Genomic DNA, 24,348 nt, shown 5'->3' with positions numbered 1-24,348 from the left:
TCAAAATGGACAGCGAAGAAAAGCCCGGCAGGCCTTTCCGGTCAAAAGTGCGGTGGTCGGACAAGCCCAGGTTAGCGCCGGATGCTGCCAGCCGTCAGGGACAGGTAACCAAGCTTGCGCTCGATACATTGGGCAATCGGGATGTGGCCATCGCCTATCTCAATACGGCATGTGGGAAACTTGGCGGCCGCCCGCTCGATCTGGCTATCGAATCGGCCGAAGGCCTAGGGCGCGTGGAGCGCTCGCTTGCAGCCTTGAAGCCGGTATGCTGATCCGGGCGGGATACGATATAGGATTTACGTGTGAGCAGCGGGTGCCGACTCTTGCGCATCTTAGCGTACATCCTTCGCGCCATAAGGACCTGCGAACGCCGCAGCGCCTGTTTACCACACCGGACGTACCGATTTACGACTATGTCGACGGGTTCGGCAACATTTGCACGCGCTTCACCATTCCGGAAGGTGGCATTACGATCTCGTGCGGGTTCGTCATCGAAGATGCCTTCGAACCCGATGCGTTTGCGCCGGATGCCTTGCAGTCTTCCATCGAAGATCTACCTGATGATGTCCTGATCTATCTTCTTGGCAGCCGCTATTGTGAAACGGATCATCTGGTCGAGATCGCATGGGGCCTGTTCGGAAATGCACCTGCAGGCTGGCCTCTGGTCCAGGCGATCGTAGACTATGTGCATGAGCATATCCGCTTCGATTATCTGGAGGCAAGGGCGACCAAGAGCGCTTGGGACGTGTTTCAGGAGCGCAACGGCGTCTGCCGTGATTTTGCGCATCTGGCGATCACGTTGTGCAGGTGCATGAATGTGCCAGCACGATACTGCACCGGCTATCTTGGGGACATGGACTTGCCCGCGCCGGTGGGCGACATGGATTTTTCGGCTTGGTTCGAAGTGTGGCTGGGCGGGAGATGGTATGTGTTCGACGCCAGACATAATCGTCCAAGACGTGGACGTATACTGATGGCGCAGGGCCGCGATGCTGCCGATGCGACCCTGACGATGGGCTTCGGCACCGCCACCCTCTCACGATTTGAGGTCTACACCGACGAAGACCAGCTGAAGCTTGCATCATCCTGAGGTTTGAATGACTTCAGCCTCTTCAGCGTTCTCGCCCTCAGGGAAAAAGCAGGATCTGACTTGCTCGCTCACCCGGACGGGACGTCGCGACAGGGCATCAATGCAGCACCAGCGCGACTGTATTTCCGCGATCACCTCACTCCCGCGTCGGATCGTCGTGTCATAAAACGCGCTTTCCCGGCGCACGCGCTCGAGGACAACATTGGCTGTTAGCCGGTCGAACAAAAATGCAGGTTTTCGGTAAGTGATCTCGTGCTTGAGGGCGATCCATAGATAGGCACCAACTGCTGCAGGGGAGGCGACCCGGTGCCAATGCTCGATAATCGCGGCTTGCACCCATTTCAAATACGTCGAGTTGTTGACATGCCCCATAAAGTCAATGTCATGGGCATCGATCGTGAGCGAGCAGTCGTGCATCTGAGCGGAATTCATAATTCCATATACCACATAAATGATGGAATCCGCATTTAATCGGTAAAAGGCATAGAATAGCTATATCTATTTTTTGCGGTTGCGCCTACAAGAGCTTTGCTGAAACGTCGCCTGCGACGCATATTGAACCGCAACGGCTCCTCTTTGTCCCTTACTAGCCTCACGAAGCCGGGATGTGCTGTTGTTGGCGCATGCCCGTCATACTACATTGGGCAAAGGATACCCATATGATCACCGGCACCGTAAAGTTCTTCAACGCTGACAAGGGGTTTGGCTTTATTGCCCCTGAAGCCGGAGGCGATGACGCCTTCGTTCATATCAGCGCGGTGGAGCGCGCAGGCATGCGCACGCTAAACAAGGATCAGCGCGTATCCTACGATTTGGAAACCGACCAGCGTGGGAAGACCTCGGCTGTTAATCTCCAGTCGGCCTGAACGACCGAACCGGCGGGTCTTTTGCGAGGCCCGCCATTCCCAAATATAGTATCGGGAGCGAGCTTAATGTCGTCATTGACATTTTACCGTGAGCAAGCCGAGCTTCAGGAAATCGCTGCCGGCGCAGCCAGCTTGCCGGAGGTACGCGCTCGCTGCCTGCGTGCTTCGTATGCCTGGAGTGAGCTTGCCGAACGCGCACAAAACACAGAAGATGCGAGAACTAAAGCAGCACAGGACAAGATGCTGACAGTCACTCCCTCGTTGTGAGACTAATTTTTTTAGAAAATCTTAGATTGCTGGTCGTGTGCTGCGGGGTGGCTGGAACACTGGATGTATCCGCAACGGGGCGTGTGCCGTCAGCCCGGATTGCGCCCATTTCAGCCGTTCACAAGTCTTATCGACGATCCTAGAACCAGCCGTTCATAAACGCACGATCATCGTCGGGATATCGGGATACCACGGCCTGTTTTCACCGTTTGCATAGGCACGTCGGTCTTGACGTTGCTGACCCCCTCGACACGGCTGAGGTGGTCGGCCTGGAACCGATAATAATCATTGAGGTCTGACGCGACGACGCGGAGAAGCGCATCACATTCCCCGGCCATCAGGTGACATTCCACCACCTGCTCCATCGCTGCAATCGCTTCGACGAATCGGCTGATGGTGGTGGCATCCTGATGTGTCAGCCAAACGCGGGCAAACAGCGTTACGCCATAACCGACAGTCGCGGCATCGATAACTGCGCTGTAGCCTTTGATTACGCCAGCATCTTCGAGCAATTTTACGCGCCGAAGGCAGGGAGATGGCGACAGTCCTATTTCTCGAGCAAGCTCGATATTCTGAATCCGACCATCTCGCTGGAGGGTCCGAAGGATACTGCGATCTATATCATCGAGCTTCATTGGCATAGAATGCCATAAATCCCGTCTTTCTACGATTCACGTTTCAAAATCCACGGCAGAACGGAGATTCTTCGCAACCCGGCCGGTCCGATCTGCGGCTATAGGTGGATTGTTACACCGCAAGACGCGGCCTACCCGTCAAACCCACTCCCGGATTGAAATCATGCGTGCTTATACAGTCGTCGATGCCTTCTCCGCCGTGCCGTTCAAAGGCAATCCCGTGGCGGTCGTCCTTGAAGCGGAAGGCCTGAGCGCCGCCGAGATGCAGGCTATCGCGAACTGGACCAACCTTTCCGAGACCACGTTCGTGCTGCCCGCCACGCAAGATGGCGCCGATTATCGCCTGCGCATATTCACGCCCCGCTCCGAACTGCCCTTTGCCGGTCATCCGACTTTGGGCAGCGCCCATGCCATTCTGGAGGCGGGGCTGGTTCGCCCGCATGACGGCTTCATCGTGCAGGAGTGTGCGAAAGGCCTTGTGAAGATCAAGGTCAATGGAGACGGTCGCGAGCGGTTCCTGCACCTTGAACTGCCCGATGCCAAAATCACTTCGCTCGACGAGAATGATATCGTTGAACTCGAGGCCATTCTCGGCACCAGCCTTGATCGGACCAATCCCCCCGCAATCGTCGATGTCGGTGCGGTTTGGGTGGTTGCCCGGATCGAGGATGCTTCGACTATCCTGTCACTCCAGCCAGATTTCGCGCGGTCGGCTGTATTCGAGCGGCGGTTGGGTGCAACGGGTATCACCGTCTTTGGAACATATGAGCAAGGTTCTGCGACTGACATCGAGGTCCGCTCGTTCGCACCATCGTGCGGGGTGAACGAGGATCCGGTTTGCGGCAGCGGCAATGGTAGCGTCGCCGCTTATTGCAGTGCTCTCGGCCTTCCGCTCGCGCGCCAACGATATGTCGCCTCACAAGGATCTCGCACCGGGCGGGACGGTCGGGTGATCGTGGACTTCACGGCCAACGGCGGAATATCGGTAGGCGGGCAATGCGTGACCTGCGCCAGCGGCAGCCTGAACGCCTAGCTTTCTTAGGCACGACACTGCGATCGAAATAGCGGGCCGAGCACGCTTGGCCGCCGAGGAATCATATATCATGCAACAGGCAATTCCGTTTGCCCCCGCGTCCTCGCGGAGTGGGGAGTGTGCCCGCGCAGTCAGAGTAGCGCTGCCGATCCTCGTCGCGCTCATTCCGCTCGCAATGGTGCTTGGCGCCCAAAGCGCCCGCAAGGGTCTCAGCCCGGTCGAGGTCGCCTTGATGACTGCACTCAACTACGCGGGCGGATCGGAATTCGCGGCTATCGGATTGTGGACTACTCCACTGCCTGTGGTGGTGATCGTCGGCATGACGTTTCTGGTCAATAGCAGGCATCTGCTCATGGGCGCTGCCCTGGGACCTTATCTCAGCCACCTGCCGCGGCGTATCGTCTATCCTGCCCTGTTCTTCATGGTCGATGAAAGTTGGGCGATTGGTATTGCGGATGCCCGCAGCCGAGGCGCGCGCGGCCTCGCACCGGCTTTCAGCCTGACATTCTATATGTGCTTCAGTCTGATGTTCTGGGTTACGTGGTTCAGCTGCGCGACCCTCGGAGCCGTGCTTGGTCCCGTCATCGGAGACATCGAACGCTGGGGTCTCGACATGGCATTCCCTGCGATCTTCCTCGTCCTGATCCGGGGCATGTGGACATCGATACGCGCCGCCCGGCCCTGGGCAGTAAGCCTCGTCGCAGCAGCACTCACATACATGCTGGTTCCCGGAGCCTGGTACGTGCCAGCGGGGGCGATCGCGGGATTGATTGCCGCATGGTTTTTTGCAGGTGAGCAGACATGATCCACAGCACCACAATCCTGACAATCGTGCTGATGGCGTTTGCGACATATGCCACGCGCGCGCTGGGCTATGCTGTTTTGGGAAACCGGACGCTGAGCCCGCGCGCGCGGACCATGCTCGACGCTGCCCCGGCCTGCGTCCTGATATCGGTAATTGCTCCCGCGTTCGTGTCCCCACGGCCAGCGGATATTCTGGCGCTCGGCATTACCGCTCTGGCGGCGTTTCGATTGCCGATGATGGCCACTGTTGCGATCGCGATCCTGTCGGCTGCGGCTCTGCGGTTTGCTCTCGGGTAACCGCACTCAGCCTGAGACTGCAATACGCCCATTAGCGTCGGTGAGTCTGCCCGCAGACATGCCATAAGCAGTCATTGCCAACCGCCATTGCCTACAACGTCGGCGCGACTCGATCCGCCCTCACTGCAGAATGCTGGCCGGCAACCTTACGGTGATTGTCGTTCCGCTGGGGCCAGATGCCCGCGCAAGGGTGCCGCCGATCTGGCGAACGAAGGCGTCAACGAAACGCGTACCCATTCCCGAGCTACCTTCGCGCGAAGCTGCGGCATCCAAGCCCACACCGTTATCCTCTACCAGAAGAACCACTTCCCCGTCGTGGCGCCTGAAGCCCAGCGAGATTTTGCCTTTGCCACTCGGAAAGGCATACTTGACGCAATTGGTGGCCAGTTCATTGACCAGCAAGCCGACAGGGACAGCATGATCGGCATTGATGGAAAGTGGCTCGGCGGCGACGTTGACCGTGATCGCGCCATCGGCGCCAATCAGGCTGGATCGAATGCTGGACGCGACCCCGCTCAGATAGGAGGGCATGTCCACCGGACCAAACGCGCTCGACTGGGCAATGACATCGTATAGGCTGGCAACCGCGCTGATCCGGCTCTGCATGGCCTGGTAGCCATCAATGCAAGGCGCAGCCGCCCGGCGAATTTCGAACGCCACGAATGCCGAGATGACGGTGAGGGAATTCTTGATGCGGTGTGCCAGTTCGGCAGCCATCATTTCCTTGTAACGCTCGGCGGCGACAGCCTCGGTCACATCTTCGAATGCCAGCAGCAGTTGCGTGACGTGATTGCCGGGGACGTAAATCTTTCGGGCATTGAGCTTGAAAACCCGATGGCCAAGAGTCGGGAACTCGTCTTCGACCAGGAAGTCCTCGAAAGGGGCTTCATCCGGAACCACCTTTTCAAGCAGCTCCTTCAGAGCGGCGACGTCCCATTGCCCCTGCTTCAACTCGTCAAGGTGCCTGCCGAGGATGTCTTTTTCCGCATCGCCAAACAACTCGATGAAATTGCGACTGGCCGCCGATATTTTCAGATTTTCATCAAGGATGACGAGTGGATCGCGTACCGTATCCACGATGGCCTGCATGAGTTTCGCGGAGCGTTTGGCCTTTAGCTGCTCATTGCGAACGTCGGTCACGTCATAGATCGTGATCAGGATGTGCTCGACATGGTTGCCAAGGCGATAGACCTTGCGGGCATTGAGATTGACGATCCGGTGGCCGACACGGGGGAACCGGTGCTCGACCTCGAATGCCTCGACGTTCTGTTCCTTGGGCAGGATTTCCTCAAGCAGTAACCGAAGCCCCGGTGCATCCCACTGGCCATCGCCAAGATCGTAGATCCTGCGGCCGATGGTCTCCTCGGGCGTCACCGCGAAAAGTCTGTAAAAGCTACGGTTGGCTGAGACGACTGTCAGATCGCCATCAAGGATCACCAGTCCTTCGCGGACCGTATCAACAATGTCCTGCGGGGATATTGCCTGCAAGTCGAAGCTCCGCAATTCTTATGGCTTTCATATGAGCCTGTGCGGTCAAAGAGTAGCCGCAACAAGCGATTGGGAGATAGCAAACGCGCGAGCGGCGTGCCAGCGGGAGAAAACCGATCTGCGCTAAACGGACTGATCCCGCTGTGTCCGAGACGTGAGGCGTGAATAACGAAATTGATCAACAAGCTGCCCAGTAGCTTGTTGCTGGCCGCTGCCCCGCCATGCTCTCGCCAGAGGGTTGTCTGATTAAGCGGGTATCTCGTTACTGTGTGCTGCCTCGCCGGGCATCGCGCAGTACGCGCGAAAGCTCGTCTACGGAATAGGGCTTGTGCAGCAGCGCAAACCCATGACGAGCGTCGCCAGCCAGAACATGGCTATAGCCGCTCGTCAGAACGACTGTCAGGTTGGGCCAGCGGGAGCGGATCTGCCTGCCGAGTTCGACCCCGTCCATGCCCGGCATGACGACGTCGGAGAAAACGATGTCGATTTCGCCATGGTCCCGCTCAAGTATCGCGATCGCGTCACGGGCATTCGCGGCGCGGCGAGTGCTGAAGCCAAGATCGCTCAGCAGCTGTGATGCGAATTCTCCGACTTGGTCGTTATCTTCCACGACGAGGATACTGGCTTCGCTCGCCGCGACTTCGTCGGGTGCCGAAACGGCATGTGCCGCATTCGGCGCCGTGGCACGCAGCAGGTAAAGGCTGAACGTCGTCCCTTCACCAATCCGGCTGTTGACATCAATCTCGCCGCCGGACTGCTTGGTGAAGCCATAGACTTGGCTGAGGCCAAGTCCGGTACCCTTGCCGACTTCCTTGGTGGTGAAGAACGGCTCGAAGATATGATCGAGCTGTTCGGGATGCATGCCTGAGCCGCTGTCCGAAACCGAAATCCTCACGAAATCGCCTTTGGCAGCGGCATGTCCGCGCCGTGCGGGCACCGAACCCGCCGCCTCGATTGCTATGGTGATGCACCCTTCGCCGTTCATCGCATCGCGGGCATTCACCGCCATGTTGACGAGCGCGGTTTCGAACTGGCTGGCATCGACTTCCACGAAACAGGAACCGCAGATCGGATCGACGACGAGATCCACCCGCGATCCCACCACAGTGCGCAGCATATCCGCAACGCTGCCCACTTTCGCGGCCGCGTTGAAGACTTCGGGCTTCAGCGCCTGCCTCCTGGCGAACGCCAAAAGCTGGCTGGTCAGCTTCGCGGCGCGATCCGCCGTTTCCGCTATCGCGTCGATGTATTTCTTCTGCTTGTCGCGCGGCAGTTCGCGGCGGGCGAGAAGTTCGGCGGAGGAGCGGATGATAGTCAGAAGGTTGTTGAAGTCGTGCGCCACACCGCCGGTCAGTTGCCCGATGGCCTCCATCTTTTGCAACTGGCGGACCTGATCTTCCGACGCCATCAGTTCGCGGGAGCGTTCCTCCACCCGCATTTCCAGGGTCTCATTGAGATGGCGCAGCGCCTCTTCGGCGATCGTGCGCTCCAGAATGTCGGCAGCTTGGCGGGCCACGATATCGAGCATGCGCAGGTCCCGCTCCGAAGGCTCATGCGGCTTGCTCCAGTGGGTGGAGATCATTCCCAGCAGCTTGCCACTGCGCGAAAGCAGAGGGGTGGTCTGCGCCGACCGGATCCCGGCATCGCGGAATGCCTGGAGATCGGGTGTCCCGCTGATGTCGTCCCACTCCTCGAAGTCGGGCACGATCGCGCGCTGACCGAATTTCAGCGCTAGGGTGCAGCTGCTGTAAGCGGCGGGGTTCACCCACTTCCAGAAACCGACCGCCTCGGGCGGCAGGCCGCGCTGCGCCAGGAGCTGCAGTTCGCCGCCATGGCCCGATGGGTCATCGCTCGGACAAAGCAATTGCATCGTTCCGAACTGCGAACCCGTGATGGTAACAGCAGCATCGACGATCTTGCCATAGAGCTCGAAGCGATCCTGCTCGTTGATAAGCGCGACGCTGATCTGGTGCAGCAGGTCTATGTCGGAGAGCCCATCAGGCGCGTCCTGAACGAGCGGGCCGTGATGCGCATTAGTCATTGTCTGGTCTCCCCGCGTGCGCGAGATCAACGGACGCATCGCAGCCGTTCAACCGCCAAGGTGATGGAAAGGTTCCGGCCAACTGTCGCCTGGGGCGTCGGCTAGCCGTGTCATAATGAGACATCAGACGGCGGCGTGAGCGGCTCGGAGGCAAGCGCCCATCTTCGTCATTCCTACAGCCGATATCGATCCTGAAAGCTGCCCTTGACCCTGTAGTTGCTACAGGCGTTATGGAGCCTCCCGAGGCGGCGCTTCATGCCGGGCAGGAACGGGGAAATATGAATCTAATGTTTCGTGGCGGCACGACCTATGCTGGAAGCAGCGCGCTGATAATCGCGACCATGATGGCCGGCCCAGCCCATGCTCAGGCCGAAGCCGATCGGGCTGAAGACGCCGAAACCGAGATCGTCGTTCAGGCGACGCGCACGGGACGCCGTGTCCAGGACGAGCCGATCCGCGTCGATGTGATCAACCGAGAGGAGATTGAGGAGAAACTCCTCATGCGGCCCGGCAACATCGCCATGCTGGTCAGTGAGACGCCAGGTGTCCGCGTGCAGACAACATCGCCCGCGCTGGGAGCGGCCAACGTCCGCATCTAGGGCCTCAAGGACCGCTACACGCAGATACTGGCTGACGGACTGCCGCTTTACGGCGGGCAAACGCCCTCTATCGGCCTGTTGCAAATCCCGCCTACCGATCTTGGACAGGTGGAGATCATCAAGGGCGCGGCATCGGCGCTTTACGGCCCTTCGGCGCTGGGCGGCGTCATCAATCTGGTGTCACGCCGTCCGGCGAGCGAGCCGCAAGGCGAACTCCTGCTCAATGCCACCAGCCGGGACGGGCAGGATGTGACAGGGTATGTCGCCGCACCGCTCAGCAGAGTGCTCAGCGCCTCGCTCACCGCTGGCTACGACCGGCAAAGCCGTCAGGATTTGAACGATGACAGGTGGGCAGACATGCCCGGCTATGACCGCTTCACGGTTCGGCCTCGCCTGTTTCTCGATGCTGCCGATGGCACTAAGGCACTGCTGACCTTCGGTGCGATGGCCGAACAGCGCGACGGCGGGACTATGCCTGGAGCCAATGCGCCGGACGGATCGCCATATGCGCAGACGCTGCGCAGCCGACGCTACGATCTGGGCCTCACGGCCGAAACACCGCTGGACGGCATCGGCACGTTGCATCTGCGTGCCTCAGGCGTCACCCAGTCGCATCGTCATGTCTTCGGCGACACGGTCGAGAATGACCGTCACCGCACGGCTTTTGCCGAGGCGTCAGTCGGCGGCAAAGCGGGCGCGACGACATGGCTGGCAGGCGCCGCGGTCCAGTTGGACGACTACCGGTCCAAAGCATTCTCAGCCTTCGACTATAGCTACACCGTGCCCGCGCTGTTCGTTCAGGGCGAGCAGGAACTGGCCGATCGGCTGACGCTGGCAGGCAGCCTGCGCTGGGATGCCCACAGCGACTATGGCTCGCATTTCAGTCCGCGTGTGTCCGCGCTCTATCGGCCCGGTCCCTGGACGATCCGCGCTTCATTGGGGCGCGGCTTCTACGCGCCGACACCGTTCGTCGAGGAAACGGAGGCCAATGGCCTCGCGCACCTGCTGCCCTATGGAAAGCTCAAGGCGGAGCTCGCCGATAGCGGGTCGATCGACTTCGGCTATGCCAGTGGGCCATTCGAAGCCAACGTCAGCCTGTTCGCTTCCAACATCGACCGTGCCCAGCAATTGCAGGTGGTGGATGCCGATCATGTCACGCTGGCCAACGCCGATGGCGTCACGCGAACGCGCGGCGCAGAAGTGCTGTTGCGCTATCGCTGGCGGGCGCTGTCCGTGACCGGCAGCTACGTCCATGTCGCCGCGAGCGAACCGGACCCAGACGGACCCGGTCGGCGCATCGTGCCGCTGACGCCCCGAGACAGCGCAGGTCTTGTCGGCATGTGGGAGAAGGAAGGGCGCGGCCGCTTCGGTATCGAAGCCTACTATACCGGGCGGCAGTCGCTGGACGACAATCCCTATCGGACGCGCAGCAGGCCCTATGTTCAACTGGGTGCGATGGGCGAACTGATACTGGGCAAGGTCAGCCTGTTCCTCAATGCCGAGAACCTGCACAATGTGCGGCAGACAAAATACGATCCATTGCTCCTGCCGCGCCGGGCGGCGACGGGTGCGTGGACCGTCGATGCCTGGGCACCGACCGACGGGTTCGTCCTTAACGGAGGGGTGCGGTTTCGCTTCGGCGGTGAATAGGCGCGCTCCTCAGTTCCCCACGGGCTTGGCGGATGATCTGCCATCCGCCTGACAAGGCCAGCGCAGCCATGATCGCTGCGACTGCAATGTCAGGCCAGCCCGTGCCGGTGCCGAATACGCCCAGCGCGGCAGCGACCACGGCAATGTTGCCGATCGCATCGTTGCGCGAGCAGATCCAGACCGAGCGCCGGTTGGCGTCACCCTCGCGGTGGCGCCATAGCATCGCGGCGCAGGCAAGGTTGGCGACCAGCGCAATCACGCCCACGATGCCCATGGTTTCGGCGGCAGGCACGACGCCTTGCGCCGCCATCCAGACGGTGTTGCCCAGCACCCATAGGCCGAACAGCAGGATCGACACGCCCTTGGCCAGAGCGGCCCGCGCTCGCCATGCCAGCGCCATGCCTGCAACGCCGAGGCTGATCGCGTAGTTGGCGGCATCGCCCAGAAAGTCGAGCGCATCGGCCTTGAGCGATGCGGACCCGGCAGTGACCCCGGCGACGACATCCACGCCGAACATGACCGCGTTGATCACAAGCGCGATCCACAGCACGCGCCGCCATGCCGCGTCGTTCAGCTTTTCGGTATTGTCCTGTGATCCGCTGCAGCATCCGCCGGCCATATGCATCTCCTGTTTCGGTGATGACGGGCTATATAGGCCCTGTAGCAACTACAGGGTCAAGGGCATGGCATTCACAATCGGCGACATGGGCAAGGCGACGGCCACCAAGATCGAGACGATCCGCTATTATGAGAAGATCGGCCTGCTACCCAAGCCGGCGCGGACGACAAGCAATTACCGGGACTATGGACAGGCCGAACTTGGCCGCCTTTCCTTCATCCGCCGTGCCCGCGACCTTGGGTTTTCGCTCGATCAGGTTCGCGCGCTACTGGGCATTTCGGGCGACCGCAGCTGCGATTGCGCCGGTATCGACCGGATCGCCAGAGAGCATTTGCTGGAGGTGGATCGCAAACTGGCCGACCTTGCCGCCCTCCGCAAAGAGCTGAAAGCGGTGATCGATTCCTGCGATGGCGGCATCGTTGCTGACTGCCGCATCATCGAAGCACTTGGGCCAGCATCGCCATCCTGAGAATGGCAACTATTTTGCTTCTCGTGGTCCGAAGTTGCCAGTCCTCTAACGGCCAATCTTCGGCGTCCAGAATTGGAAAGCGGATGAGGTGGATGGCTCCCGCTTACGGCATCTAAGTGCCAATTCAAGCTGCTCATATGGCTTGGCGGACACACTGCAGGCCCTGTGTTGCTCCCTGCTTACGGGTCAGTCAGGGTCACGGTCCTTTCATGCCATCAAATGATCTGCGCCGATGGCGTGCCATAGTAGCTCGACACGCGATCGGCATACGCCTGATTGAATTCGGGTGCGTTGTTTGCCCAACTGGGACCACCTTCCAGAACACGCCGATCGATAGTGACCACGTAGTCATCCGCCGGCGCGTCGTAGGCCAGCACACTGAAGGGCACGGGATAGAAGCTTTTGTTGAAGCCCAGAAAGCCGCCCAGGCTCAACACGGCAAAGTCCGACTGGCCCGAACGCTTGTCGACCATGAAGGATTTGATGTGGCCAAGGTTGTCGCCATCGCGCGACCGCACCTTCAATCCGGAAGTGTCCGCTTCAACGAGGGTCGGAGTTGCTGTGGCTGCATCCGCCATTTATCGTTCCTTTGCCGTTGCCGGTTAATCTTACATCCTCCTGCAGGATGATTGTCCCGATCAAACGCTTGGTGCTTCGCCACGTTCCGCGCTCATGCGACACGCTCAACCGCTAGGCGGCCAGACATCAGTTCAGCCTGCCCCCTGTTTGGGCTGCACTGAACGACGGCATCTGTTCTGACTTCGGCCGGAATTTCGGGAACCATGATTATGCCTGCCCGCTATGTCAGTGAGAGGAGATTTTCATGGCTACAAATCCAGAAATGCCGCCGCCCGACACCATCAATCCGCAATCGCCGATTGAGATGCCGCCAGACATGCCGCCTGCCGAGACCCCGTTCCAGGAGCCTCCGGAGATCGTGCCGGATGCCCCTGATATCGATGAACCTGATGAGGGGCCCAACGAGGTGCCCGCTCCGGATCTGGATAGCCGATAATCAGCGGCAGGCGTGGTCCGGTCGGTTACGGGCGCGGTGTGGGGCTCGCCGATGCTCCGCTACGGCCGGAAGTCTTCACAGTGCAACTTGCGGCAAATGGTCGGAATGGTGCTAAACCCGATCTGCACCTGTACATTTGGCGCTTGTGGCCTGCAAAATGCGCACGGAAACGGTCAATGCCCGCACCACGAAAATTCCTCCGGCATGGTTTCGGCTGCTTGCGCCAAGCTTTCGTATTTGTTGCGCAGGCTGAGGTAAGTGCAACCCTTCATGAGCCGCTATGGCCGAATTTGGGTCGCAGTACCGTTGCGCCGTCGCGCAGTTGATCGATGTGGTCCGACCAGTGCTGCATCATGCGAACACGCTCGTCCCAGTATTGGCCGCGTGCATAAGCGCGGCGGATGGAATTGCCATCAGCGTGCGCGAGCTGGCGTTCGATCGCATCGGGATTCCAGCAGCCCATTTCGTTGAGCAGCGTCGCGGCCAGCGCCCGAAATCCGTGGCCGGTCATTTCGTCCTTGCCGTAGCCGAGGCGCCGGAGCGCGGCATTGATCGTGTTGTCCGACATCGGTCGGTCCACCGAGCGTAGGGAGGGGAAAAGAAAAGGGCTGTAGCCCGCATCGTGTTCGATCTCGCCAAGTATGGCGACGACCTGCCGGGTGAGGGGGACGGCGTGGGGGCGGCGCATCTTCATCTTGTGACCTGGGATCGTCCAGACGCGCTTGTGCAGGTCAAACTCGCTCCATTCCGCCCAGCGCAGTTCGCCGGGCCGCACGAAAACATGCGCCAGCAAACGCAGCGCCGTTCGCGTAAGCGGATTGCCGTCATATTCATCGATAGTCCGCAGCAAAGCCCCGGCTTCGATCGGCGTGGTGATTGCGGCCCGATGAGTCGTTCGAGGGGTGACAAGGGCGCCGCGAAGATCCGAGGCGATATCGCGCTCGGCTCTCGCCGTGGCAATCGCATATCGAAAGACCTGGCTGGACGCGGTCCGTGCCCGATTGGCGGTGTCGTAGCGTTTCGTGGCCTCGATCTTCTTCAAGGCCAGAAGCAACTCATGCGCCGATATTTCGCGGATGGGGCGCTTTCCGATCGCGGGATAGAGCTTCGCGAGCAGCCAGCGCGCCTTCTTGAGCGTCATGGCTGCGGCACCTTCGGCGGCTATCTTTTCAAGCCACTCGTTCGCCACCGCTTCGAAAGTGTGCGCCGCTGCGAGCATCTTCTCGATCTTTTCAAGCTTGGCATGCTCGACGGGATCGACCCCCTTGGCGAGAAGCCGCCGCGCATCGAGCAGTCGTTCTCGCGCCTTTCCCAGCAGCAGCTCTGGCCAACGCCCGAAGGTTATGGTTCTCTGTTTGCCTAGAAAGCGGTAATTCATTCGCCAGACGCGTAAGCCGCTGGGTTCGATCTGAAGGTAGAGCCCATCGCGGTCGCTGAGCTTGTAGGCCTTGTCTTTTGGCTTAGCACGCGACACCCAAGCTGCGGTGAGCCCGGACTTCTGCCGCTTTCCTTCCAACATGATGGTATCTCCCCATCGCTATGGCGGGGCGTACCATCAAATCTTCCATGATTGGGGTGAGATTTGGTGAAATGGCCCGAACCTGTCGGAGACATTTTACCACGTAAAAATGGCGAAAAACAGCGACTTATGCGATGCTCTCAGACCCTCTGAGAAGCAAAAATGGAGGCCCGAGCCGGAATCGAACCGGCGTGCACGGATTTGCAATCCGCTGCGTCACCACTCCGCCATCGGGCCGATCGCGTGGGAATGGCGCCACTAGCGGCTTCTGGCACAGGGCGCAATCCTGTTTCTGGCTTTATGTAGCACAAGCGAGGATCAGAGACGGCGGCGCGTGCGGTATCCAGGCAACCTGTTGGCGGGTAGAGGGTTTGAACAAGGCTTGTGTCCTCGCTTATGTCTTTGCCTGTCTGCGGGAATACCCGGAGCATGAAAGGAGCCTGCCGTCATGACCCTGATCCTTGGTGCGGTGATCGCGGGCGGTCTTTCGACCCGGTTCGGAAGCGATAAGGCGCTGGCGGTCTATGATGGCCACACTCTCCTGTCGCGGGCGGTGGATACGCTGGCGGGGTGGTGCGAATATGTGGTGGTGGTCGGGCGTGAGACAGCACCCGCGCCGACGCTGCCCGATTGGCCGCATGCGGGCATGGGGCCGCTTGGCGGGCTGGCCGCCGCCCTGCGGCTGGCGCAGGATGAAGGCTATGGGGCGGTGCTCAGCAGCAGCGTCGATGCGTTGGGCCTGCCGGAGGATCTGTTGGCGCGCCTTTCTCCCGGCCCTGCCTGCCTTGCTGCCAATCCCGTGATCGGTCTGTGGCCGGTGGAAACGTTGCCGGTGCTGGAGGAGATCCTGCATGGCGAAGGCGTTCATTCGATGATGCGCTTCGTTGAGGCGGTTGGTGCTCGGATGGAGCGCCTTGCGCAGGCGCCAGCCAACATCAATACGCCCGCCGACCTTGCCCGACTGCCCGACGCGAATTGAGTGCCGGGCGAACGGCCCCGATCAGAGGGTGTGCCGCTCCATCCCGGCGGATTGCGAGGCGAGAGGGCGGTATGCCGCAGGGCCTTCGCGTGCATCGAGGGCGAGCAGGTAGCCGCCTTCGGGTGCGGTTGCGATGATGCTGGCCAGCCCCGCGTAGCCCAGCTTGCGGCGCAGGCGGGACATGTGGACGGCGATGCTGTTGGTCTCCGGCACGAAGCCCATGCGCCATACGTCCTGAATGAGGGCCTGCTTGCTGACGACGCTGCGAGGCTCGTCGGCCAGGCGCCAGAGCAGCGAGAATTCGCGCGGATTGAGATCGAGCGAGCGTCCATCGGCAAAGGCTTCGCGATCGACGAGATCGAGATGCAGCGGGCCGACATTGCGGAAGCGCGGTACCCACGTTCCCAGGCAATCGATGCGGTCCGCCCGCGCGCCGATTTCCTCCAGCGATGTGCCGGATTTCAGCGCCTCGCCATATCCCATGCGCAGGATGGCGGCGCAGTCGGCATTGTCCGGCAACCCGATGACGGCGATCCGACGTCGCTGCGCTTTGGGAACAGACAGCAGAAGCGTGTCGAGAAAGCCTGCATCTTCGCGGCTGCCGTCGAGCAGCATCGGGCAGGCGGTTTGGGAAGCGCCATGCTCGAACTCACTGCGCTGCCTGAGGCCCCAGCCGAGCTTCCTCAGATCGTATTCGGCGCTGATTTCCCCTGGGCCGACCCACGCAAAATAGCGCTGTCGACCGGCTGCCGTGTGGCTGCCCATCTGTAATCCCCCGTTGTTGTCGCTTGCCATTTTGTAAGGGGCGGCAAGCCTCCGGAACAACACGGAGAAAATTACAGATGGGGCCTGTAATCGGCAGAATTGCTTAGGTTGCGGGCGTGTTCACGCCTTTTTTCTGCAGGAAGCGGCGAATGTTGCGCGCGGCCTGACGCAGGCGCTGCTCGTTCTCGACCATGGCGATTCGCACATAGCCTTCGCCGTCCTCACCATAGCCGACGCCCGGCGCGACCGCGACTTCGGCCTCGCTGAGCAACTGCTTGGAGAATTCCAGACTGCCCATTTCCTTGAGCGCAGGCGGCAGCGGCGCCCAGGCGAACATCGAGGCCTTGGGGCTGGGGATGTCCCATCCGGCACGCCCGAACGCCTCGACCATCACGTCGCGACGCTTTTGATAGAGCAGGCGGTTCTTCTCCACGATATCCTGCGGGCCGTTGAGCGCGGCGCAGGCCGCCGCCTGGATCGGCGTGAAAGCGCCGTAGTCGAGGTAGGACTTCACGCGGGTCAGCGCGGAGATGAGATGTGGGTTGCCCACCGCGAAGCCGATGCGCCAGCCGGCCATCGAGTACGTCTTCGATAGTGAGGTGAACTCGACCGCGACGTCCTTGGCACCCGGCACCTCGAGGATCGAGCGGGTCGGATTACCGTCGTAATACAGCTCCGAATAGGCAAGGTCGGACAGGATCCAGACTTTGTTCTCCTTCGCCCAGGCGACGAGGCGCTCGTAGAAGGCGAGGTCCACCGTCTCTGCTGTCGGGTTTGACGGATAGTTGACGATGAGGATCGAGGGGCGCGGGACGGTGAAGGCCATCGCCCGGTCGAGCGAGCGCCAGTAGTTCTCGTCCGGCGTCGTCGGCACCGAGCGGATGGTCGCCCCGGCGATGATGAAGCCGAAGGTGTGGATCGGATAGCTGGGGTTGGGTGCCAGCACCACGTCGCCGGGCGCGGTGATCGCGGTGGCGAGGCTGGCAAGGCCCTCCTTCGAGCCCATGGTCACGACGACCTCGCGCTCGGGGTCCAGTTCGACGCCGAAGCGGTTGGCATAATAGTTCGCCTGGGCGCGGCGCAGGCCGGGGATACCCTTGGACTGCGAATAGCCGTGCGCGTCGGGCTTCTGGGCAACCTCGCACAGCTTGTCGAGCACGTGCTGGGGAGGGGGCAGATCGGGGTTGCCCATGCCGAGGTCGATGATGTCCCGTCCCGCCTGGCGCGCCGCGTGACGCATCGCATTGACTTCGGCGATCACGTAAGGCGGCAGACGCTTGATGCGGTAGAACTCTTCGGACATGGTCTCTTTCCTGATCTTGCGCGAAAATTGGCGCGAGCCTCCCATATCAGTCTTTCGCCCGCGCGAAAGTGGCGAGTTGCTTTCCGGGGCGATCGGGGGAGGCGACAAAGCGCTGCTTTGAGGACTCGACAGCGCTGCGCTTGCTCCCCACAACACCATGGTGAGAGGAAGGAGCCGCGCCTACGCCATGCCCACCGAATCCAACGCGATGCTTGCCGATATTGTCCGTGCGCAGACCGATACGTTCCAGGCCATGCTGGGCACGACATCGGCGGGCGGGGGCGGGAGCGGGGGCGATGCGAAAGAGGCGGACGAGAATGCCGTGAACTGGGCAGGTGTCGTCGGTCGGATGCAGTCGCTCTGGCAGGACTATCAGATCGAGCAGTTGCAGAAGGTCGGCGGCGGCACATCGCCGCTGGGCGACCCGGCGAAGTGGGCAGGTACGATCGAGACGGTGCTGCGCCAGTTGCCGCTCAGCGACCCCGATGTGAACAAGCATCTGTGGGAAGAAGGCATTTCGCTCGTGAACTCGGTGCTGGGCCAGTACGGCATGGGACCTCAAGCTGCCGAACAGGTGCCCGAACTGCCGCTTTTGCCGCTGGGCGGCGACCGCCGTTTCGGGGATGCGGCGTGGAGTAGCAAGCCGTTCTTTGCCGTCATCCATCAGCTCTATCTGCTGCTCTCGCAGCGGTTGGTGGCGATGGCCGAGGCCTCTGAGGGCGTCGATGCCAGCCGCAAGGCACAGCTGGTGTTCGTCGTGCGGGCTGTCGCCGATGCGCTCAGCCCCTCGAATTTCCCGCTGACCAATCCGCTGGCGATGGCCAGGGCGGCGGAGACGCAGGGCGAAAGTCTGGTGCGCGGGTTCGAGAACCTGATCGACGATCTGCGCAAGGGGCAGATCGTGCATTCCAGCCCCGGCGCCTTCACGCTGGGCGAGAATATCGCGGTGACGCCGGGCAAGGTGATCGCAGAGACGCCGCTCTACCAGCTGATCCAGTACACGCCGACGACCGACAAGGTGCTGGCGACGCCGCTGGTGATCTTCCCGCCGTGGATCAACCGCTTCTACATCCTCGACCTCAACGCGAAGAAAAGCTTCGTGCGCTGGGCCGTGGAGCAGGGGATCACCGTGTTCATGGTCTCGTGGAAGTCCGCCGACGCATCAATGGCCGATATGGTGTGGGACGATTACATCGCGGCGCAGATCGCCGTGATCGACCTTGTGCGTGAGCGGCTGAAGGTGCCTGCCGTCCATACCGTGGGGTATTGCGTCGCGGGCACGACGCTCGCGGCCACGCTGGCGATCCTTGCGAGGAAGGGCGAGGGCGACAAGGTGGCGAGCGCCACGTTCCTGACCGCGCAAGTGGACTTCGAGGAGGCGGGCGATCTCAAGAACTTCGTCGACGATGCGCAGATCGATGCCATCGGCAAGCTGTCGCCTGACGGCTATCTCGACGGGCGCTATCTGGCCGCGACGTTCAATATCCTGCGTGGCAACGACCTGATCTGGTCGCATGTCGAGCGCAACTACCTCAAGGGCGAGGATCGTCCGGCCTTCGATTTGCTGCACTGGAACGGCGACGTCACCAATCTGCCTGCGCGCTGGCATCGCGACTATCTGCGCGATCTCTATCGCGACAACCGGCTGGTGGTGCCTGATTCCCTTCAGGCCGGGGGCGTGCCGATCGACCTGCGCCGGATCACGACGCCCTGCTATATCCAGGCGGGGCGCGAGGATCATATCGCCCCGCCGCGCAGCGTGTGGAAGCTGACGCGCCATCTGGCAGGGCCATGGACGTTCCTGCTGGCGGGATCGGGGCATATCGCGGGTGTCGTCAACCCGCCGAGCGCCAACAAGTACCAGTACTGGGTGAACGACGTCCCTGTCGATTCGCTGGAGGCTTTCGTTGATGGCGCACACGAGCATCGAGGCAGCTGGTGGCCGCACTGGGCCGAATGGATCGAGGCGCTCGATGGCGCGAAATTGCCTGCCAGGGGCAAGCGGCGGCCCGGCGGTCGCGGCGACAAGGCGATCGAGGATGCGCCGGGGCGCTACGTGATGATGCGCTGATCGCGCTTTTTCGGCAGGTCGGTAAACCGCTGAAATTCCCAATGGCAAAGGATTGTGCCAGACGCCTCGCGGCGGTGCCGGGCGATGGCGCTTGAGGTGATTGTGTGCCCTTTCGCACAAACGGAATTGTCTCCCGGTTATGTCCGGATTGCGTCTGAAAATTCTCCGGATTTCTGCGTAAAATACGTATGCTGCACTGCAGCATGGGGCGCTTGACTTGGCGTGCAGCCCATCCTATTTTGCGTTGCAGCAATGGAGTGCCGAGTCCCCGGCCGGTTTGCCGAGGTCATGAAAGCGCATCGCTCGATACGCGTCGGCACGCAGGCTTTTTGGGAAGGTGGCAATGGCCGGACAGGACGACGCGAAAAGCAAGACGACGCCGCAGAAGGCATCCATAGCCACCATCAAGCCCAAGCCGACTGCTAAGCCCGCTGAGAAGAAGGCGTCCGTCAAGGCGGATCCTCTCAAGCAGGTAGCGTCCAGGCCGACAGCTTCGAAGCCCAGCGCCGCGCCGAGCGCCACCAAGCTATCGCCGACAAAGTCGGTCGCGCCGACGGTGGCCAAGCCGGCTGAAGTCGCAGCAGCGCCCAAACCGGCAGCTGCTCCGGTCGCTGCGGCCGAGCCGGTTCCTGCCGCCAAGGCGGACGAACCGGTGAAGCTGGAGCCGGCCAAGCTTGAGGCAGGCAAGCTTGAAGTGCCCAAGAGGCCCGAAGTGCCCAAGCCTGCCCCGGCAGCCAAGGCATCTCCGGCGCCCAAGCCGAAGAAAACCGAACTCGCGGTCGCCAAGACACCTATCGCAGAGACGGCACCCAAGACCGTCACACCACCCGCAGCGTTCGCAGGACTTTTTACCAACTTCATTCTCGAGGACAGCACGATGGACATGAATGCCAATATCAAGGATGCCATGAGCGACGCCCAGACCAAGGCCAAGGCTGCCTTCGAGAAGGGGACCGAGGTTCTCGGCGAAGTCAGCGACTTCACCAAGGGCAACGTCGAAGCCGTGATCGAATCGGGCAAGATCCTGGCCGAAGGCGTGCAGGGCATGGGCTCGTCGCTGGTCTCGGAAAGCCGCGCTTCGTTCGAAGCCATCACCGGTGACATCAAGGAACTCGCCGCCGCCAAGTCGCCGACCGACTTCTTCAAGCTGCAGGGCGACATGATGCGCAAGAACTTCGACAGCGCTGTCGCCACCGGCTCGAAGAACAGCGAAGCCATGCTCAAGCTGATGAGCGATGTGATGGCGCCGATTTCGGGTCGTTTCAGCCTGGCCATGGAAAAGGTTCGCACGGCAGCCTGATGGGGCTGACCCGACCGGCCATACGGGCGTTTTTTGCTCGCGTCCGGTCGTGCTCGTGAGATAATATTGGGCGGGGCATCTTGTCGTGAGGTGTCCCGCTACGATATTCTGGGCACCATGCGATCCATGACAGTTTTCCCCCGTCCGGCCGTCTTCCGGCCTGTGAGCGCCGATCCCGCAGGACTTGCGAGGGTCGCTCTCGTGCCTCGCGCCGCCGATGATGACGGTGATCGCGATGGCGGGGCCGATGCTGGAGACGAACTTGGCGTCGCCACCAAGACCCGTGCCCGGCCCAAGAAGCCGAGCCAATTCAAGGTCTTGATGCTAAACGACGATTATACGCCGATGGAGTTTGTCGTGCTGGTGCTCAAGCGCTTCTTCCACATGGATCTGGAAGCTGCGACGCGGGTGATGCTGCACGTCCACCAGCGGGGAGTCGGCGTCTGCGGGATTTTCCCTTATGAGATTGCCGAAACCAAGGTGAATCAGGTGATGGACTTTGCGCGCCAGAACCAGCACCCGCTTCAGTGCACACTGGAAAAGGCTTGAAGTGCCCCCACATGGCGGTCGCGCGATTGTAGCGACATCCGGCGCCCGGTATTTGCGTTACTAACGGGTATCTGCGCTGTTAATCTGCCAACATCGAAGGGCTCCGGGAACGCGGAGAAGGACAGGGGGTTGTTGAGGCCATGCTGACAGGATCGTCCACCGCAATCGCCACGGAACTGCTCGTTCTCGCCTGGGGCTGCGTGCTTCTGGTGTTCAACATCCTGCTCGCGGGTCAGTTGCGTACGCGCCAGTACGGCGTGGACTGGAACATGGGACCACGCGACGAAACCTCCGGCTTGCCCGCGTTGCCGCCGCGCACCGGGCGGGTGATCCGGGCACAGGCGAACCTTCAGGAGACCTTCCCGGTGGCCGTTGCCGCGCTGCTGGGCGTGGTGCTGGCGGGGCGGAGCGGCACGGTCTCGCACATCGGCGCCTGGGTCTGGCTGGCCGCGCGCGTGGCCTATCTTCCGGTCTACTGGGCAGGGATCAAGGGCCTGCGCTCGCTCCTCTACATCGTCAGTCTGGTGGGCCTGCTGATGGTCCTGTGGCCGCTGCTGTGGGGCTAAGCGTGCATCCCGAACCGATAAACGGCTTTCGCCCGGCGCGCCTTGCGGTTAAGGGGTCTGGTTCAGGCATACGCGAAAAGCATCCGTGAAATTCATCACCGCCATAGATCGATACATCCTGCGCCTCACGCTGATGCCCATGTTCGGCATCTTCCTGCTGGCGGCATCGCTGCTGATGCTCGACAAGATGCTCAAGCTGTTCGACTTCGTGGCGACGGAGGGCGGGCCGGTTGGCGTGGTCTTCAAGATGCTCGCCAACCTGATGCCCGAATATGCCAGCCTCGCGATCCCGCTGGGGCTGATGATCGGCATCCTGTTGGCCTTCCGCAAGCTTGCGACCTCCAGCGAACTCGACGTGATGCGTGCGGTGGGCCTCAGCTATACCCGCCTGCTGCGCATGCCCTACATCATCACGCTGGTGCTGGTGGGCGTGAACCTTGCCAATGTCGGCTATCTGCAGCCGCTGGCGCGCTATTACTACGAAGAGCTGAACTACGAGCTGAAGTCCGGTGCGCTGGGCGCCTCGATCAAGGTGGGTGAATTCACCACCCTGAAGGACCGCATCGCGCTGCGCATCGAACAGAGCCAGGACGATGGCCGCAAGCTGCTGGGCATCTTCGTGCGCGTGGCAGACAACAAGGGCCAGGTGCTGTCGATCTCGGCCAGGCAGGGCCGCTTCCTCGCCTTCCGCGGCTCGCCCGACACCATCGTGCTGCGGCTCGACAACGGGCGCATGGTGCAGGACATTCCCGGCCACAACTCGCGCGTGCTGACCTTCACCCAGCACGACCTGCCGATCGACCTTCCGGCGGTGGAGAAGTTCCGCCAGCGCGGCGGCGCCGATCGCGAATACCTGCTGCCCGAGCTGATGCACCTTGGCTGGAACAAGGATCGCCCCAAGGCCGAGCGTATCGCCAGCCAGGCGAACTTCAACTATCGCATGGTCGAAGTGGTGATGATGCTGCTGCTGCCGCTGCTGGCGGTGGCGCTGGCGATCCCGCCTAAGCGATCGACTTCGGCGCTGGGCCTGTTCGTCTCGATCGTGATGATCGTGGCCTATCACAAGATCAACGAGTACGCGAGCGACGTGGCCTCGCTCGGCAAGATCAGCCCGGTCTTCGGGCTGTGGGGGCCGTTCGCGCTGTTCGCCGCGCTGATCGTGTGGATGTACTGGCGCGTGGCCTATGTGCCCGGCGGTCAGGCGATCGGCTGGCTGGAGCGGATTGCCGCGATCGTCGGCAAGCGCATCCGTTCGCTGTTGCGCCGCCGCCGCAAGAGCGGGCCTCTCCTTCCCGTGCCTGCTGCGGACAAGACCTGATGCAGTTCGATTTCTTCCCTTCGCGCACGCTCACCTTCTATCTGGCCAAGCTGTTTGCCACGCGCATTCTGGCCGTGCTGATCATGTTGGTTCTGGTGTTGCAGGTGCTCGACCTCCTGGGCGAGAGTGGCGACATTCTGGCCTACCACGGCAACGGGCAGGCGCAGCTGATGTACTACGTCACCCTGCGCGTGCCGCAGCTGATCTCGCGCTTCCTGCCCTATTCGGTGCTGCTGGCGACGATCATCACGCTGATGACGCTGAACCAGAACAGCGAGGTGATCTCGATGCGCGCGGCGGGGCTTTCCGCGCATCAGGTGCTGGCGCCGCTGCTGCTGACCTCGCTGGTGATCTCGGGGCTGAGCTTCGTGTTCAACGAGCGGGTGGTGACGCGCTCGTTCGCCACGCTCGATGCCTGGCAGGCGGTGAAGTACGGTCCGGTGCCCAAGGATACGGGGCTGCGCGCCAACGTCTACCTCGCCGACGGGCGCGACATCCTCTATGCCGCGCAGGCGTCCGGCCCTGGCAACACGATGACGTTGACCAATGTCACGTTCTACGTTCGCGATGCCAATGGCGCGATCCTGAGCGAGACCCGCGCGCCCACCGCGACATATGCCAATCCCGGCTGGCGTCTGGTCAAGCCGCGCCACTTCGACGTGGCGGACACCACCAGCACCAAGCCGATCTCGGACCTCGTGGCGCCGGGGATCACGCCCGACAAGGTGCGGATGACCTCGATCGATTCGGACGGGCAGAACATCTTCGAACTGAGCCGCTCGATCGAGGCGATGCGCGCCGCCGGGCGGCGCACCAGCGAGCTTGAGGCGGCGTGGTGGCACAAGATTTCCGGCCCGCTGGCGGCGCTGCTGATGCCGCTGTTGGGCGCGGTCGCGGCTTTCGGACTGGCGCGCTCGGGGCAACTGCTGATCCGCGCGGTGATCGGCATGGCGCTGGGCTTTGCCTACTTCGTGCTCGACAATGCGGCGCTGGCGATGGGCAACTTCGGCGGCTATCCGCCGCTGGTCGCGGCATGGGCGCCCTTCGTGCTGTTCCTGCTGGTCGGCGAGACGGTGCTGGTACGGACCGAGGAATAATACCGCTT

The 24,348-nt window shown here is 61.6% G+C and carries 27 protein-coding genes, 1 tRNA gene and 1 pseudogene; 18 read left to right on the top strand and 11 right to left on the bottom strand.

Going from position 1 to position 24,348, the window contains the following annotated elements; genetic code table 11:
• Positions 1-5: 5 nt before the first annotated feature.
• Both AC3EC3_RS08510 and AC3EC3_RS08505 read left to right on the top strand, forming a co-directional pair.
• A complete protein-coding gene (locus tag AC3EC3_RS08510; protein WP_260924610.1) occupies positions 6-272 on the top strand; it encodes a hypothetical protein in 267 nt (88 codons plus the stop codon).
• Positions 266-1,090, top strand: coding sequence for a transglutaminase-like domain-containing protein (locus AC3EC3_RS08505; RefSeq protein WP_260924608.1), 825 nt, complete (start codon positions 266-268; stop codon positions 1,088-1,090). The genes AC3EC3_RS08510 and AC3EC3_RS08505 overlap by 7 nt, the downstream gene beginning before the upstream one ends.
• On the opposite strand, the gene AC3EC3_RS08500 is transcribed toward AC3EC3_RS08505, so the two are convergent.
• Positions 1,082-1,522 carry an acyl-CoA thioesterase gene (locus AC3EC3_RS08500; protein ID WP_260924606.1) on the bottom strand — a complete coding sequence of 147 codons (441 nt, stop codon included), beginning with the start codon at positions 1,520-1,522 and terminating at the stop codon, positions 1,082-1,084. The two genes, AC3EC3_RS08505 and AC3EC3_RS08500, sit on opposite strands and share 9 nt — an antisense overlap.
• Positions 1,523-1,749: 227 nt before the next feature.
• Between AC3EC3_RS08500 and AC3EC3_RS08495 the strand changes: the two genes are divergently transcribed.
• Positions 1,750-1,956 carry a cold-shock protein gene (locus AC3EC3_RS08495; RefSeq protein WP_488489136.1) on the top strand — a complete coding sequence of 69 codons (207 nt, stop codon included), beginning with the start codon at positions 1,750-1,752 and terminating at the stop codon, positions 1,954-1,956.
• A gap of 434 nt (positions 1,957-2,390) precedes the next feature.
• Here AC3EC3_RS08495 and AC3EC3_RS08490 read toward each other — a convergent pair whose 3' ends face one another.
• Complete coding sequence (locus AC3EC3_RS08490) at positions 2,391-2,858, bottom strand: Lrp/AsnC family transcriptional regulator (protein ID WP_488489135.1); 468 nt, start codon at positions 2,856-2,858, stop codon at positions 2,391-2,393.
• 163 nt (positions 2,859-3,021) lie between these two features.
• On the opposite strand from AC3EC3_RS08490, the gene AC3EC3_RS08485 reads away from it, so the two are divergent.
• The 3 genes from AC3EC3_RS08485 to AC3EC3_RS08475 all read left to right on the top strand — a co-directional run bounded on the left by AC3EC3_RS08485 (position 3,022) and on the right by AC3EC3_RS08475 (position 4,992).
• Positions 3,022-3,891, top strand: coding sequence for a PhzF family phenazine biosynthesis protein (locus AC3EC3_RS08485; protein WP_488489134.1), 870 nt, complete (start codon positions 3,022-3,024; stop codon positions 3,889-3,891).
• Positions 3,892-3,961: 70 nt separating this feature from the next.
• Positions 3,962-4,696, top strand: a complete 735-nt coding sequence (locus tag AC3EC3_RS08480; protein ID WP_488489133.1) for an AzlC family ABC transporter permease — start codon at positions 3,962-3,964, stop codon at positions 4,694-4,696.
• Positions 4,693-4,992 carry an AzlD family protein gene (locus AC3EC3_RS08475; protein ID WP_488489132.1) on the top strand — a complete coding sequence of 100 codons (300 nt, stop codon included), beginning with the start codon at positions 4,693-4,695 and terminating at the stop codon, positions 4,990-4,992. Before AC3EC3_RS08480 ends, AC3EC3_RS08475 begins: the two co-directional genes overlap by 4 nt.
• 120 nt (positions 4,993-5,112) lie before the next feature.
• On the opposite strand, the gene AC3EC3_RS08470 is transcribed toward AC3EC3_RS08475, so the two are convergent.
• Both AC3EC3_RS08470 and AC3EC3_RS08465 read right to left on the bottom strand, forming a co-directional pair.
• Complete coding sequence (locus AC3EC3_RS08470; RefSeq protein ID WP_488489131.1) at positions 5,113-6,495, bottom strand: sensor histidine kinase; 1,383 nt, start codon at positions 6,493-6,495, stop codon at positions 5,113-5,115.
• 247 nt (positions 6,496-6,742) lie between these two features.
• Positions 6,743-8,521 (bottom strand): ATP-binding protein, encoded by a 1,779-nt coding sequence (locus tag AC3EC3_RS08465; RefSeq protein WP_488489130.1) that lies wholly within the window; start codon positions 8,519-8,521, stop codon positions 6,743-6,745.
• A gap of 230 nt (positions 8,522-8,751) precedes the next feature.
• On the opposite strand from AC3EC3_RS08465, the gene AC3EC3_RS08460 reads away from it, so the two are divergent.
• From AC3EC3_RS08460 to AC3EC3_RS08450, 3 genes and pseudogenes are all read left to right on the top strand, one after another.
• Positions 8,752-9,120 carry a hypothetical protein gene (locus tag AC3EC3_RS08460; RefSeq protein WP_488489129.1) on the top strand — a complete coding sequence of 123 codons (369 nt, stop codon included), beginning with the start codon at positions 8,752-8,754 and terminating at the stop codon, positions 9,118-9,120.
• A 12-nt stretch (positions 9,121-9,132) separates the two neighbouring features.
• Positions 9,133-9,276 (top strand): annotated as a pseudogene (locus AC3EC3_RS08455) (TonB-dependent receptor plug domain-containing protein); the annotation flags it as partial.
• A gap of 21 nt (positions 9,277-9,297) precedes the next feature.
• Entirely contained in the window at positions 9,298-10,770 is a 1,473-nt protein-coding gene (locus AC3EC3_RS08450) for a TonB-dependent receptor plug domain-containing protein (protein WP_488489235.1), read from the top strand.
• On the opposite strand, the gene AC3EC3_RS08445 is transcribed toward AC3EC3_RS08450, so the two are convergent.
• A complete protein-coding gene (locus AC3EC3_RS08445) occupies positions 10,733-11,389 on the bottom strand; it encodes a cation efflux transmembrane domain-containing protein (protein WP_488489128.1) in 657 nt (218 codons plus the stop codon). The two genes, AC3EC3_RS08450 and AC3EC3_RS08445, sit on opposite strands and share 38 nt — an antisense overlap.
• 64 nt (positions 11,390-11,453) lie before the next feature.
• Between AC3EC3_RS08445 and AC3EC3_RS08440 the strand changes: the two genes are divergently transcribed.
• Positions 11,454-11,858 carry a MerR family transcriptional regulator gene (locus tag AC3EC3_RS08440; RefSeq protein WP_488489127.1) on the top strand — a complete coding sequence of 135 codons (405 nt, stop codon included), beginning with the start codon at positions 11,454-11,456 and terminating at the stop codon, positions 11,856-11,858.
• A gap of 215 nt (positions 11,859-12,073) precedes the next feature.
• Here AC3EC3_RS08440 and AC3EC3_RS08435 read toward each other — a convergent pair whose 3' ends face one another.
• Complete coding sequence (locus AC3EC3_RS08435; RefSeq protein WP_260924599.1) at positions 12,074-12,436, bottom strand: PRC-barrel domain-containing protein; 363 nt, start codon at positions 12,434-12,436, stop codon at positions 12,074-12,076.
• Positions 12,437-12,681: 245 nt separating this feature from the next.
• Between AC3EC3_RS08435 and AC3EC3_RS08430 the strand changes: the two genes are divergently transcribed.
• On the top strand, positions 12,682-12,873 hold the full coding sequence (locus AC3EC3_RS08430; RefSeq protein ID WP_488489126.1) for a hypothetical protein: 192 nt from the start codon (positions 12,682-12,684) through the stop codon (positions 12,871-12,873).
• Positions 12,874-13,141: 268 nt separating this feature from the next.
• On the opposite strand, the gene AC3EC3_RS08425 is transcribed toward AC3EC3_RS08430, so the two are convergent.
• Both AC3EC3_RS08425 and AC3EC3_RS08420 read right to left on the bottom strand, forming a co-directional pair.
• Positions 13,142-14,392, bottom strand: a complete 1,251-nt coding sequence (locus tag AC3EC3_RS08425) for a tyrosine-type recombinase/integrase (protein WP_488489125.1) — start codon at positions 14,390-14,392, stop codon at positions 13,142-13,144.
• Positions 14,393-14,555: 163 nt separating this feature from the next.
• Positions 14,556-14,629: transfer RNA gene (locus tag AC3EC3_RS08420), tRNA-Cys, on the bottom strand.
• Between the two features lie 211 nt (positions 14,630-14,840).
• Between AC3EC3_RS08420 and mobA the strand changes: the two genes are divergently transcribed.
• Positions 14,841-15,371, top strand: coding sequence for a molybdenum cofactor guanylyltransferase (gene mobA / locus AC3EC3_RS08415; protein ID WP_488489124.1), 531 nt, complete (start codon positions 14,841-14,843; stop codon positions 15,369-15,371).
• Between the two features lie 21 nt (positions 15,372-15,392).
• Here mobA and AC3EC3_RS08410 read toward each other — a convergent pair whose 3' ends face one another.
• Together AC3EC3_RS08410 and AC3EC3_RS08405 are read right to left on the bottom strand one after the other, a co-directional pair.
• Positions 15,393-16,166 (bottom strand): winged helix-turn-helix domain-containing protein, encoded by a 774-nt coding sequence (locus tag AC3EC3_RS08410; protein WP_488489123.1) that lies wholly within the window; start codon positions 16,164-16,166, stop codon positions 15,393-15,395.
• Between the two features lie 73 nt (positions 16,167-16,239).
• A complete protein-coding gene (locus AC3EC3_RS08405; protein WP_260924587.1) occupies positions 16,240-17,439 on the bottom strand; it encodes an LL-diaminopimelate aminotransferase in 1,200 nt (399 codons plus the stop codon).
• 187 nt (positions 17,440-17,626) lie between these two features.
• Here AC3EC3_RS08405 and AC3EC3_RS08400 point away from each other — a divergent pair, with 187 nt between their 5' ends.
• Positions 17,627-19,510, top strand: a complete 1,884-nt coding sequence (locus tag AC3EC3_RS08400) for a PHA/PHB synthase family protein (RefSeq protein WP_488489122.1) — start codon at positions 17,627-17,629, stop codon at positions 19,508-19,510.
• 234 nt (positions 19,511-19,744) lie between these two features.
• On the opposite strand, the gene AC3EC3_RS08395 is transcribed toward AC3EC3_RS08400, so the two are convergent.
• On the bottom strand, positions 19,745-20,074 hold the full coding sequence (locus AC3EC3_RS08395; RefSeq protein WP_488489121.1) for a hypothetical protein: 330 nt from the start codon (positions 20,072-20,074) through the stop codon (positions 19,745-19,747).
• Between AC3EC3_RS08395 and AC3EC3_RS08390 the strand changes: the two genes are divergently transcribed.
• The 5 genes from AC3EC3_RS08390 (at position 20,067) to lptG (ending at position 24,340) form a co-directional block, all read left to right on the top strand.
• Positions 20,067-20,810 (top strand): phasin family protein, encoded by a 744-nt coding sequence (locus AC3EC3_RS08390; RefSeq protein WP_488489120.1) that lies wholly within the window; start codon positions 20,067-20,069, stop codon positions 20,808-20,810. The two genes, AC3EC3_RS08395 and AC3EC3_RS08390, sit on opposite strands and share 8 nt — an antisense overlap.
• 201 nt (positions 20,811-21,011) lie before the next feature.
• The gene (clpS, locus tag AC3EC3_RS08385) at positions 21,012-21,359 is read left to right on the top strand and encodes an ATP-dependent Clp protease adapter ClpS (protein WP_488489119.1); all 348 of its coding nucleotides are present in this window, start codon (positions 21,012-21,014) and stop codon (positions 21,357-21,359) included.
• Positions 21,360-21,499: 140 nt separating this feature from the next.
• Complete coding sequence (locus AC3EC3_RS08380; protein ID WP_488489118.1) at positions 21,500-21,925, top strand: MAPEG family protein; 426 nt, start codon at positions 21,500-21,502, stop codon at positions 21,923-21,925.
• 85 nt (positions 21,926-22,010) lie between these two features.
• Entirely contained in the window at positions 22,011-23,243 is a 1,233-nt protein-coding gene (gene lptF / locus AC3EC3_RS08375) for an LPS export ABC transporter permease LptF (RefSeq protein WP_488489117.1), read from the top strand.
• Positions 23,243-24,340: an LPS export ABC transporter permease LptG gene (gene lptG / locus AC3EC3_RS08370; RefSeq protein ID WP_488489116.1), complete on the top strand. Its 1,098-nt coding sequence runs from the start codon at positions 23,243-23,245 to the stop codon at positions 24,338-24,340. Before lptF ends, lptG begins: the two co-directional genes overlap by 1 nt.
• Positions 24,341-24,348 lie beyond the last annotated feature (8 nt).

It is taken from the genome of Novosphingobium sp. BAM6 (assembly GCF_057784955.1).
The sequence above is the reverse complement of the archived record's forward strand: the minus strand, read 5'-3'. Positions and strand labels throughout refer to the sequence as shown.

Excerpts from the sequence above, each read along its gene's own strand:
- mobA (WP_488489124.1), top strand. The coding sequence starts at position 14,841 with ATGACCCTGATCCTTGGTGCGGTGATCGCGGGCGGTCTTTCGACCCGG.
- AC3EC3_RS08490 (WP_488489135.1), bottom strand. The coding sequence starts at position 2,858 with ATGAAGCTCGATGATATAGATCGCAGTATCCTTCGGACCCTCCAGCGA.
- AC3EC3_RS08500 (WP_260924606.1), bottom strand. The coding sequence starts at position 1,522 with ATGAATTCCGCTCAGATGCACGACTGCTCGCTCACGATCGATGCCCAT.
- AC3EC3_RS08475 (WP_488489132.1), top strand. The coding sequence starts at position 4,693 with ATGATCCACAGCACCACAATCCTGACAATCGTGCTGATGGCGTTTGCG.
- AC3EC3_RS08425 (WP_488489125.1), bottom strand. The coding sequence starts at position 14,392 with ATGTTGGAAGGAAAGCGGCAGAAGTCCGGGCTCACCGCAGCTTGGGTG.
- AC3EC3_RS08495 (WP_488489136.1), top strand. The coding sequence starts at position 1,750 with ATGATCACCGGCACCGTAAAGTTCTTCAACGCTGACAAGGGGTTTGGC.
- AC3EC3_RS08410 (WP_488489123.1), bottom strand. The coding sequence starts at position 16,166 with ATGGCAAGCGACAACAACGGGGGATTACAGATGGGCAGCCACACGGCA.
- AC3EC3_RS08380 (WP_488489118.1), top strand. The coding sequence starts at position 21,500 with ATGCTGACAGGATCGTCCACCGCAATCGCCACGGAACTGCTCGTTCTC.
- lptG (WP_488489116.1), top strand. The coding sequence starts at position 23,243 with ATGCAGTTCGATTTCTTCCCTTCGCGCACGCTCACCTTCTATCTGGCC.
- AC3EC3_RS08430 (WP_488489126.1), top strand. The coding sequence starts at position 12,682 with ATGGCTACAAATCCAGAAATGCCGCCGCCCGACACCATCAATCCGCAA.
- AC3EC3_RS08510 (WP_260924610.1), top strand. The coding sequence starts at position 6 with ATGGACAGCGAAGAAAAGCCCGGCAGGCCTTTCCGGTCAAAAGTGCGG.
- AC3EC3_RS08460 (WP_488489129.1), top strand. The coding sequence starts at position 8,752 with ATGGAGCCTCCCGAGGCGGCGCTTCATGCCGGGCAGGAACGGGGAAAT.
- AC3EC3_RS08465 (WP_488489130.1), bottom strand. The coding sequence starts at position 8,521 with ATGACTAATGCGCATCACGGCCCGCTCGTTCAGGACGCGCCTGATGGG.
- AC3EC3_RS08435 (WP_260924599.1), bottom strand. The coding sequence starts at position 12,436 with ATGGCGGATGCAGCCACAGCAACTCCGACCCTCGTTGAAGCGGACACT.
- AC3EC3_RS08445 (WP_488489128.1), bottom strand. The coding sequence starts at position 11,389 with ATGGCCGGCGGATGCTGCAGCGGATCACAGGACAATACCGAAAAGCTG.
- AC3EC3_RS08485 (WP_488489134.1), top strand. The coding sequence starts at position 3,022 with ATGCGTGCTTATACAGTCGTCGATGCCTTCTCCGCCGTGCCGTTCAAA.
- AC3EC3_RS08440 (WP_488489127.1), top strand. The coding sequence starts at position 11,454 with ATGGCATTCACAATCGGCGACATGGGCAAGGCGACGGCCACCAAGATC.
- AC3EC3_RS08480 (WP_488489133.1), top strand. The coding sequence starts at position 3,962 with ATGCAACAGGCAATTCCGTTTGCCCCCGCGTCCTCGCGGAGTGGGGAG.
- AC3EC3_RS08400 (WP_488489122.1), top strand. The coding sequence starts at position 17,627 with ATGCCCACCGAATCCAACGCGATGCTTGCCGATATTGTCCGTGCGCAG.
- AC3EC3_RS08405 (WP_260924587.1), bottom strand. The coding sequence starts at position 17,439 with ATGTCCGAAGAGTTCTACCGCATCAAGCGTCTGCCGCCTTACGTGATC.
- AC3EC3_RS08505 (WP_260924608.1), top strand. The coding sequence starts at position 266 with ATGCTGATCCGGGCGGGATACGATATAGGATTTACGTGTGAGCAGCGG.